Source organism: Protofrankia sp. Cas3, from assembly GCF_963555955.1.
Lineage (GTDB): Bacteria > Actinomycetota > Actinomycetes > Frankiales > Frankiaceae > Protofrankia.
Window position 1 is genome coordinate 1 of the sequence record NZ_CAUVXP010000196.1, and the last position, 8978, is coordinate 8978.

Here is an 8978-nt window from a genome sequence, read left to right on the forward strand (position 1 = left end):
GTGCCGTCCTTGGTCACGTGGCCGACGATCACACAGGCCATGTTCAGCGCCTTTGCCGCGCGGATCAGGGCCGCGGTGACCTCACGGACCTGGGTGACTCCGCCGGCCGCTCCGTCTGCGGTGGCGGTGGTGATGGTCTGTACCGAGTCAACCACCAACAGCTCTGGACGGACCTCGTCGACATGGGTGAGCAGGGCCTCCAGATCGGTCTCCGCGGCGACCCACAGATCGGCGTGCACTGCCCCCGTTCGCCCGGCTCGTAGCCTGACCTGAGCGGTCGACTCCTCGCCGGTGACCACGAGCGCCCGGGCGCCCGACGCGGCACTACGCGCGGCGACCTCAAGCAGCAACGTCGACTTGCCGACACCCGGCTCGCCGGCCAGCAGGACGACCGCCCCGGGAACGAGCCCGCCACCGAGTACCCGGTCGAGTTCGGTGACCCCGGTAGGACGGCTGCGGGCCGTGGTGATGTCAACCGCCGACATCGGGCACGCGGGGGCCGTGACCGCCGCGCTCGCCCGGGCGAGGCCCCGCGCGCCGGCCCGGTGGGTCGAGCGGCCGGCGGGCACCTGGGCCTCGATCGTCCCCCAGGTGTTGCAGCGCGGGCAGCGTCCCACCCATTTCACCGACTCGGCGCCACACCCACTGCACCGGAAACCAACCGACGCCGCGCGGGAACCGGACAGGCCCGGTGCGTTCGGGCGGGGAACGGGAGGCCGTGATGACATGGCCCGCACCGTATCGGGACGGTCCGACAACAACCATGGGGCAGTGGCTGGCCTGCCTTGTCACTCACCCGACGATGTCGGGCAGCTGACGATGCCCGCCGAGGTCAGCCCGCCGAGGTCAGCCCGCCGACGTCAGTCGGCGGAGGTCAGCCGGCGGAGCCGGCCGGGCGCGACACGCCGGCGGCCGGACTGCTGGTCGCGGTGACACTCCTGCTCAGGGTGGCACTGCTGCTCGGGGTCGCACTGCTGCTCGGGGTCGCGTTCACCTGCTGCCCAGGCGGCGTCGAGCCCGATGTCGCGGGGTCCGCGGAGGCTCCCGGAGCGGGTGGTTCCACCGGGACGGCGAGGGTGACGCTTCCCGCCTTGGCGAAGGTGAACGTGACCGGGATCGCCTGCCCGACAGCGAGGTCACGGTTCAGCCCGGTCAGTACGGGAGCATTGCCGTCGGCAATGTAGAGGTTGCGGCCGCCTGCTTCGAGGACCGCACTTTTCGGGGTCTGGCCGCCGTCCGCAGCCGGCGACGCGACTCCGATGATCTCGTCGTCCTGGGTTCCGCCGTTGAAGAACGCGGATATGATCTGGGCTTTTCCGCCCGAGGTCGCAGGCCCGGCCACATAGACGTTACGAAGCGAGATGGTGCCGACGGCACCGGCGGCTGAGTTCGTCGTCGTGCGCGTTTGTGCCGTCACCGCGTCGTTACCTGCTGCACACGATGAGAGTGTGATTGTCGCAATCAGCGATGCGCTGGCGAACAGCGAGGCGGTCGCGGTACGCACACCCGGACGGTGGCTCACGGCTCGGCTGCTCCTCGGTACGGTACCGACGGTCGTCGCGTCGGTACTGGTTGATCCGCCGCCGGACCGGCGGACGGCGCGCGGCCGACCCCTTTCGGGGACTCGCGCACCCGACGGCTTCGACCGCGGGGCACAGCCTAGTCGGCCAGCGGCCGCCGAGCGCGCGAGATGAACGACGGTCGCGCGCTCTTTGGCCAGGGGTCGGCCAGCGGCCGCCGAGCGCGCGAGATGAACGACGGTCACTCGGCGATGATCAGATACCGATGGCGGGTCAGCGGAGCGGAACGGCGCTGAGCCAGCCCTCCAACCGGTCGCCGGGAGCGAAGCCGCGAGGCGGCTGCACGAGCCGGCCGTCCGCGGCGATGAGGAGCAGCGTCGGCCGCTGGGGATCCGCGTTGACCAGACGGGCGAGGGATCCGTCCGGGTCGCCGTAGCCGACGGCAAGCCCCCCCGCAGCCGCCGGTGAGCGGGTGAGATCATTCAACAACGGATTGTCAGCTCCCGGGGTGACCAGATAGGTGGGTACCGGGATGCCCTCGTTGGCCTGGCCCACGATTTCGTGTACCGCTCTCGCGCAGTCGCAGGATCCCGGGAGCAGCACGATCAGCGCCGGCCGAAGGTCCGTTGTGGCGCGCGACCCGCGCGTGGCGCTGAGCGGGAGGTCGGGCAGCAGGCCGCCGACAGTGCCCGGCCGGGCGGTCGTGGATGCGAGCGGAAGCGGACCGTTGGATGTGACCGGACGCGGGTGCGTCAGGATGAGCGGCACCATGGCGCCGAGCGCGCTGATGATTATCAGGAGTACGGTGATGATCACGCCGGGGACGGGGCGCGACCGGGCCGACGGCCGGTCGGCCGGGCCGGCCGGCATCCGACGCAGACCGGGAACAATCTTGCTCAGGAGCTCCCGGCGCTGGCGAGACCGCAGCTCGGCGTGGTAAATGGCGACATCCTCGGCCAGTTCGCTGATGTCGTCGGGGATCTTGATGTTGATCGGCGGGATGTCGTCGCGAGGTCCGTTGCGGGGGTGGGAACGATGGTCGTCGTGGCTGGGCCCGTTGCCGTCGTCGTCCCCGGAGGCGGGCGGCGGCGGTGTGAGGTGCACCCCTCCATCGTGGCCGATGGACGGCCTATCTGCCGGGTGGTATAGGAAGCTAGGCGAAGTCATGGCTGGGACGTGGTGAAACGGAGGCATCCGGCCGCCACGACACCACGACCGCGCCAGAGGTCCACGTTGATCATCGGTGCCATGGGGGTAGCGAGGGGCACAGAAGGACATCCGGGCAGGCTGCTCGTGTCGGCGGCCTTTGCCCGTTTCGCCTGGTCCGGAGCGTCGCCGACCCACCGGCGACACGTCACCGAGGCGTGTTGGCGGGCCGATCGCGGCCTGCCTTACAAGCATGCGTCTGACCTGGGTCGATGCATGCGTGTTACTCTGGTGAAGGCGGAAGGGGCACTTGACACATGGCGTTCCAAGTCGGCGAGACCGTTGTTTACCCACATCACGGTGCTGCGCTCATCGACGCGATTGAAACACGCGTCATCAAGGGCGAGGAAAAGCTCTATCTTGTACTCAAGGTCGCTCAGGGTGACCTGACTGTGCGCGTCCCAGCGGACAACGTCGCGATGGTCGGCGTCCGTGATGTAGTCGGTCAGGATGGTCTCGAGCGCGTATTCGAGGTTCTACGGGCTCCGCACACCGAGGAGCCGACCAACTGGTCACGGCGGTACAAGGCGAATCTTGAGAAGCTCGCCTCCGGCGATGTGAACAAGGTCGCCGAGGTGGTTCGCGACCTCTGGCGTCGTGATCGCGAAAGGGGGCTGTCCGCGGGCGAGAAGCGCATGCTGAGCAAGGCGCGGCAGATCCTGGTCAGTGAGCTCGCACTCGCGGAAGGCACAAATGAGGACAAGGCCGAAGCCATGCTCGATGAGGTCCTGGCGGGTTAGCCGGCAGCAGGTAGCGCGGATATCCAGACGTGCCCGGTTTGTTTGAGACCTGTGCACATGTCTGACCGTGTAGCCGCGGTCGTTCCGGCAGCCGGCCGCGGCGAACGTCTTGGTGGGTCCGTACCCAAGGCACTTCGTGCGCTGGCCGGACGTTCACTCGTCCAGCATGCCGTCGATTTGTTGACGTCTGCGACTTTGGTGGACCAGGTGGTTGTCGCAGCTCCGGCCGCAGAGCTGGAAACATTTGCGGCATTGCTCGGGCCCGGCGTGCGGGTGATAGCCGGCGGCGCGGAGCGCATCGATTCCGTTCGGGCGGCAATCGCCGTCCTTGATGAGACGGTGGGGGTTGTTCTGGTCCACGACGCGGCCCGCCCGTTGACACCCCCCGCGCTTGTCGATGCGGTCGCCGCCGCGGTGCTGGGCGGAGCACCGGCGGTGATCCCGGTGCTCGCGATCAACGACACGATCAAGCAGGTCGATGACGTGGGCAGGGTCGTGCGGACGGTTTCCCGTGATGTTCTGCGCGCCGTGCAGACGCCGCAGGGCTTCCGCAGGGATGTGCTCGACGAGGCCTACCGGCTCGGCGGGATGTCCGCTGACGGTGTGGCGATCACCGATGACGCGGGGCTGGTCGAAGCGCTCGGCGTCCCCGTGATGACTGTTCCCGGTGCGCCGGAGGCCTTCAAGGTGACTCGACCGGTTGATCTTCTCCTTGCCGAAGCGTTGCTGGCGCGTCGCGACTAAGAGCGCCCGGCAATAGGGGCGTGGATGAAGGAGCGGGGCCGGGGTGCGTAGATCGCGAGGCGGAGGAGGGAGGCACCCTGGTTGTGGGTGTCGACCGACGGAGCCGGGGTACCCCGTGCATCGCGCAGCGATGGATGGGGAGCGATGTGGCGAGGTGCGTGCCCCAGCCCCGCGACGCCGCGTCCCTATTGCCGGTCGCTCTAAGAGGCGCCTGAAAATTTTGGTTCGATCAGCGAGCGGCGTCCAGCGCCCGGCTACTCTGCTCGACTGACTGAGTGACTGAGTGACTGAGTGACTGAGTGACTGAGTGACTGACCACGGTGCGGTGTCGCAGACAGCGCGCCGTATCACCATGCCAACGTGAATGTGCGAGGTGAGGAAGCTGTCCCTGGCCGGATTTCCCCGAGTGGGTGTCGGTGTGGACGTCCACCCGTTCGCAGCCGGCCGCCCATGCTGGGTGGCAGGTATTTTCTGGCCCGGCGAAACCGGCCTCGCCGGGCATTCGGACGGTGATGTCGCGGCTCATGCGTCCTGTGACGCGTTGCTGACCGCCTCGGGCTTGGGTGATCTCGGCTCGATCTTCGGTACCGGGCGGCCGGAATGGGCTGGGGCGTCGGGCGTTGCCCTGCTCACCGAGACGGCGAGGCTGCTGGGCGAGGCGGGCTGGGCGATCGGGAATGTCGCCGTGCAGATCGTGGGTAACCGGCCGCGGATGGCGCTGCGGCGTGCCGAGGCCCAGGAAGCCCTGAGCACTGCGGTCGGCGCGCCGGTGAGCGTGTCCGCCACCACCACCGACGGCCTCGGGCTCACCGGGCGGGGAGAAGGCCTCGCTGCCATCGCCACCGCGCTGGTCGCCCAGCGCTGATCGGTGGACGTGTCCGGCGGTCCGGTGGGACGTCTCATCCGTGCGGTCCGTCTTGCCTGCTTGGCATGATGACTGGCGGCGGTCACCGCGGATGAGAAGGTGAGAAAGCGACAGGACCCGGCGGAGGAGCCTGATGTCGGTGTATCTACCCGAAAAGGTCAAGGATCTCGCGGACGCCGCGACCTACGTGACGCTCGCCACGATCCGCCCGGACGGATCTCCGCGAATGACGGTGTTGTGGATCGCGCGTGATGGCGAGGACCTGTTGTTGTCAACGGTGCGGGGTCGAGCCAAGGAACGTGACATCGCTCGCGATCCACGGGTGGGAATCATGTTTCTCGATCAGCGGGATCCCTACGGTTATGTCGAGATCCGTGGCCGGGCGACCCTGACCGAGGAGGGGGGTCGCGAGTTGATCGATGCTCTCGCGGTGCAGTACACCGGTGACGAGATCTACCAGTGGGACGGGCCGGATGCGGTGCGGGTGGTCATCCGCGTGACCCCCGACCGGGTGTTCACCACCGCCTAGCGTCGATCTGGCCGGTGCTGGCCGGTGCTGGCCGGTGCTGGCCGGTGCTGGCCGGTGCTGCATCGGCGGAGTTCGATTTGCCCGGAATATTCCCCGTCGGACTTGTGGGTTGTTCGCGGAATCGAGCGGAGCTGTTGGCGCGGGGCGTGGGCGTGCGAGCGGGGACCGCACCGTACGCTTGACAGATGGGACTCCACATCTACGACACGCGCACCCGGCGCACGCGGCCCTTCGAGCCGCTGCGCCCCGGTCATGTGGGCGTGTACGTCTGTGGGCCCACCGTCCAGTCCGCGCCACATGTCGGGCATGTGCGTACCGCGGTCGCGTTCGACGTCCTGCGCCGCTGGTTCACCGCGTCCGGGCTTGATGTGACCTTCGTTCAGAATGTCACCGACATCGACGACAAGATCATAATTAACGCGAACCGGGCCGGCGAGAGCGTGTGGGAGCTGGCCACCCGCCAGACCCGGGCCTTCGATGACGCATACCGTGCTCTCGGCGTGCTGCCGGCGACCATCCAGCCACGGGCGACCGGTCATATCCCGGAGATGATCACGCTCATCGCCAGGTTGGTGGATGTCGGCTGCGCCTACGCCGGTGGCGGGTCGGTGTGGTTCCGGGTCGGCCGCTTCGCGGGTTATGGAGAGTTGTCAAACCAGCGTCCGGATGCCATGCAGGCGTCAGCGGAGGGTGAACCGGGAAAGGCCGACCCTCGTGACTTCGCGCTGTGGAAGGGCGCGAAGCCGGGTGAGCCGTTCTGGGAGTCGCCCTGGGGACCCGGCCGTCCAGGCTGGCATATCGAGTGCTCCGCCATGGCGGGCAAGTATCTCGGCGAGATCTTCGATATCCACGGTGGCGGCCTTGACCTCGTGTTCCCACACCACGAGAACGAACGTGCCCAGTCGGTCTGCGCCCTGGATCCAGGTGCCGTGGACCCAGCCGGGACGGATCGAGCTGGCACGGATCGAGCTGGCACGGATGCAGCCAGGCTGTCCGCTGCGGGAGGCGCGGCTGAGATGGCCCGGTACTGGATGCATGTCGGTCTGCTGACCACCGGCGGCACCAAGATGTCGAAGTCGCTGGGCAACTCGTTTCTGGTCGCCGATGCACTCGACGAGGTCAGACCGCAGGTACTGCGTTACCACCTCCTTGGCGCGCACTATCGCTCGTCCCTGGAATACAGCCCGGAGGGGCTGGTCGAGTCGGCCGCGGCCCACGACCGGATCGAGACGTTCGTCCGCAACGCCCTGGACATCCTGGGGGGGCCGGACGAGGCTGCGGCGCTTGCGGCTGAAACACTCGAAACACTCAAAGCACTCGATCTTCGGGATGTGTCGGGCACTGACGCGGTCACCGGGGCCGGCCCGGTGGACGTGCTCACGATCGCAAGCCCCGCCCAGGCCTGGTGTGCCTTCGCAGCCGCTCTTGACGACGACCTCGCGGTCTCCCGGGCGCTGGCGGCCCTGTTCGGTGCTGTCGGGTGCGGGAACCAGGTGCTTTCCAAGACGCGCAGCCGGGAGCTCGCCGGCTGGGTGGATGTCGTCCGCAGGATGCTCGCGGTCCTCGGGCTTGATCCGGTCGGGCAGTGGCCCGCGGCCGGTTCCGAGCTGCGACCAGCGCTGACCGGGGTGATGGAGATCGTCCTCGATCTGCGCTCGGCCGCGCGTGCCCGGCGAGACTACGCCGAGGCGGATGGGATCCGCACCCGGCTCGCCGCCGGCGGCATCCTGGTTGAGGACACCCCGGAGGGACAACGCTGGCATCTGGCGTGAGCCAGCGGTCGGCATCCTGCCTGAGCCACTGGCTCGGTGACCTGCCGGCCGGCGGTGCGTAGGAACCACGATCGCGCCGCCGGCGGCTCTGCGGCCTGGCGTCGGAAAGTCGTTACCTGGAGATCATGCGGATCGTGATCCGGGTCCAGGCACCGAGGTACACCCGGTCGCCGTTGTGCAGTGGTACCGGTTGGCCCGGCGGGATCGGATTCGGTTCGTCGTTGAGCCGGGTACCGTTCGTCGATCCCGGATCGTGTACGGCGTAGCCGCCGTCCGCCATCAGCTCCAGCATGGCGTGTGCGCGGGAAATACCCGGGTCCTCCGGCGTGCCGGACAGGTCGATCTCCGGATGGATGCCGCGGGACTCGCTGCGTCGCCCGATCAGCAGTCGGGGGCCGCTGAGAGCGAAGACCCGCCGCGGGTAGACCGTCGGGAACGGAACGCGATGGTCGTCGCCGCTGTCGTAGTATTCGCGTTCGGCCTCGACGACCACGTCCCAGCCGGTCTGCACCGCGCCCCGGACCGGTGCGGCGGGGCGTTCCCGCAGGATGAGGTCGAAGCCGCACACCTCGCAGAATCGCGCGCCCGGCTCGTTTGGACGCTGGCAGTTCGGGCAGGCGGCGCCATAACCGTCGCCGGAGTCCAGGGGCACCCGGCCGGGCTGGTTGGGACGGGCCCGGTGGTAGTCCGGCGGTGCTGGCATCGGGCCCCGTGGAGCACCGGTCGCACGGTCCAGACCGAATGGATCATCCCCACCACCACCCGGGCCGGTGTGACCGGGTGCGTAGGGGTCTGCGCGGTCCCTGTCGTAGCCCCACGGCTCGCCTCTACGTGGTTCGTCACGTGGGTCGCGAGGTGGGTCGCGAGGTGGTTCGTCACGTGGGTCGCGATAGGGGGCCGCCGGGTAGCCGTTCGCGTCGTAGCCGCCGGGGGGGTAACCGCCTGGCGGGTAGGCATCCCGGCTGTACCCGTTCGGCGCGTAGCCATCCGGTGCATAGCCGTCCGGTGGGTACCCGTCCGGTGCGTAGCCGTCCTGAGGGTAGCCATCCGCCGCGTAGTCGTTCGGGCGGTGTCCCTCCTGGGTGTAGCCGTCCCGATGGCGGTTCTCCGGGGCGTACCCGTCGGGGGGATAGCCGTTGGCGTCGTACCGCTCCGGTGCGTAGCCATCCGGTGGGTACCCGTCCGGTGCGTAGCCCTCCGGTGCGTAGCCCTCCGGTGGGTACCCGTCCCGGGGGTATGGCTCGGCCCCCGGCGGCCCACCATGGCCTGGCAGCGGTCGGGGCGCACCGCCCCGCTTGGCGTCCGGCGCACGCCGGATTCCCAGCGGGTCGACGGGGTCGACGCCGGATCGCCCCGTCCCGGACGGTCCTGTCCCGGACGGTTCCGCCGGCCGCCGACCGTACGAGTCCGCGGCGGACTGTGCCGGTTGCCGGGGTCGCTGGCGACCCGACCCGGCTCCGTCCTCCGGGGGGAGGACGTAGGGCTCCTGGCTGGCTACAATCCGCATACCGCACTGATCGCAGTAGTCGGGGGCCAGAGACAGGTGCCCATCTGGGCAGCGTGCACTCACCTGATCACCTGTTTACCCTGACGGTCTTGGTC

General features: G+C 68.8%; 9 protein-coding genes. 5 read left to right on the forward strand and 4 right to left on the reverse strand.

Features of this window, described 5'->3' with window-relative positions; translation table 11 throughout:
- From U9983_RS24460 to U9983_RS24470, 3 genes are all read right to left on the reverse strand, one after another.
- Positions 1-728: ATPase domain-containing protein (locus U9983_RS24460; protein ID WP_322756268.1), on the reverse strand; the 728-nt coding region annotated here is incomplete at its 3' end.
- 146 nt (positions 729-874) lie between these two features.
- The gene (locus tag U9983_RS24465; protein WP_322756269.1) at positions 875-1522 is read right to left on the reverse strand and encodes a hypothetical protein; all 648 of its coding nucleotides are present in this window, start codon (positions 1520-1522) and stop codon (positions 875-877) included.
- Between the two features lie 271 nt (positions 1523-1793).
- Positions 1794-2624, reverse strand: coding sequence for a hypothetical protein (locus tag U9983_RS24470; protein WP_322756270.1), 831 nt, complete (start codon positions 2622-2624; stop codon positions 1794-1796).
- A gap of 359 nt (positions 2625-2983) precedes the next feature.
- Between U9983_RS24470 and U9983_RS24475 the strand changes: the two genes are divergently transcribed.
- From U9983_RS24475 to U9983_RS24495, 5 genes are all read left to right on the forward strand, one after another.
- Complete coding sequence (locus tag U9983_RS24475) at positions 2984-3466, forward strand: CarD family transcriptional regulator (RefSeq protein ID WP_131749102.1); 483 nt, start codon at positions 2984-2986, stop codon at positions 3464-3466.
- 57 nt (positions 3467-3523) lie between these two features.
- Positions 3524-4210: a 2-C-methyl-D-erythritol 4-phosphate cytidylyltransferase gene (ispD, locus tag U9983_RS24480; protein ID WP_322756271.1), complete on the forward strand. Its 687-nt coding sequence runs from the start codon at positions 3524-3526 to the stop codon at positions 4208-4210.
- A 364-nt stretch (positions 4211-4574) separates the two neighbouring features.
- A complete protein-coding gene (gene ispF / locus U9983_RS24485) occupies positions 4575-5075 on the forward strand; it encodes a 2-C-methyl-D-erythritol 2,4-cyclodiphosphate synthase (protein ID WP_322756272.1) in 501 nt (166 codons plus the stop codon).
- Between the two features lie 133 nt (positions 5076-5208).
- A complete protein-coding gene (locus U9983_RS24490; protein WP_322756273.1) occupies positions 5209-5604 on the forward strand; it encodes a PPOX class F420-dependent oxidoreductase in 396 nt (131 codons plus the stop codon).
- Between the two features lie 185 nt (positions 5605-5789).
- The gene (locus U9983_RS24495) at positions 5790-7376 is read left to right on the forward strand and encodes a cysteine--tRNA ligase (RefSeq protein WP_322756274.1); all 1587 of its coding nucleotides are present in this window, start codon (positions 5790-5792) and stop codon (positions 7374-7376) included.
- A 112-nt stretch (positions 7377-7488) separates the two neighbouring features.
- On the opposite strand, the gene U9983_RS24500 is transcribed toward U9983_RS24495, so the two are convergent.
- Positions 7489-8883, reverse strand: a complete 1395-nt coding sequence (locus U9983_RS24500; RefSeq protein WP_322756275.1) for an FHA domain-containing protein — start codon at positions 8881-8883, stop codon at positions 7489-7491.
- Positions 8884-8978: the final 95 nt, after the last annotated feature.

What these genes read in the sequence shown, in the direction of transcription:
- U9983_RS24475 (WP_131749102.1), top strand. Translation starts at nt 2,984, where the DNA reads ATGGCGTTCCAAGTCGGCGAGACCGTTGTTTACCCACATCACGGTGCT.
- U9983_RS24500 (WP_322756275.1), bottom strand. Translation starts at nt 8,883, where the DNA reads ATGCGGATTGTAGCCAGCCAGGAGCCCTACGTCCTCCCCCCGGAGGAC.
- U9983_RS24490 (WP_322756273.1), top strand. Translation starts at nt 5,209, where the DNA reads ATGTCGGTGTATCTACCCGAAAAGGTCAAGGATCTCGCGGACGCCGCG.
- U9983_RS24495 (WP_322756274.1), top strand. Translation starts at nt 5,790, where the DNA reads ATGGGACTCCACATCTACGACACGCGCACCCGGCGCACGCGGCCCTTC.
- ispD (WP_322756271.1), top strand. Translation starts at nt 3,524, where the DNA reads ATGTCTGACCGTGTAGCCGCGGTCGTTCCGGCAGCCGGCCGCGGCGAA.
- ispF (WP_322756272.1), top strand. Translation starts at nt 4,575, where the DNA reads ATGTGCGAGGTGAGGAAGCTGTCCCTGGCCGGATTTCCCCGAGTGGGT.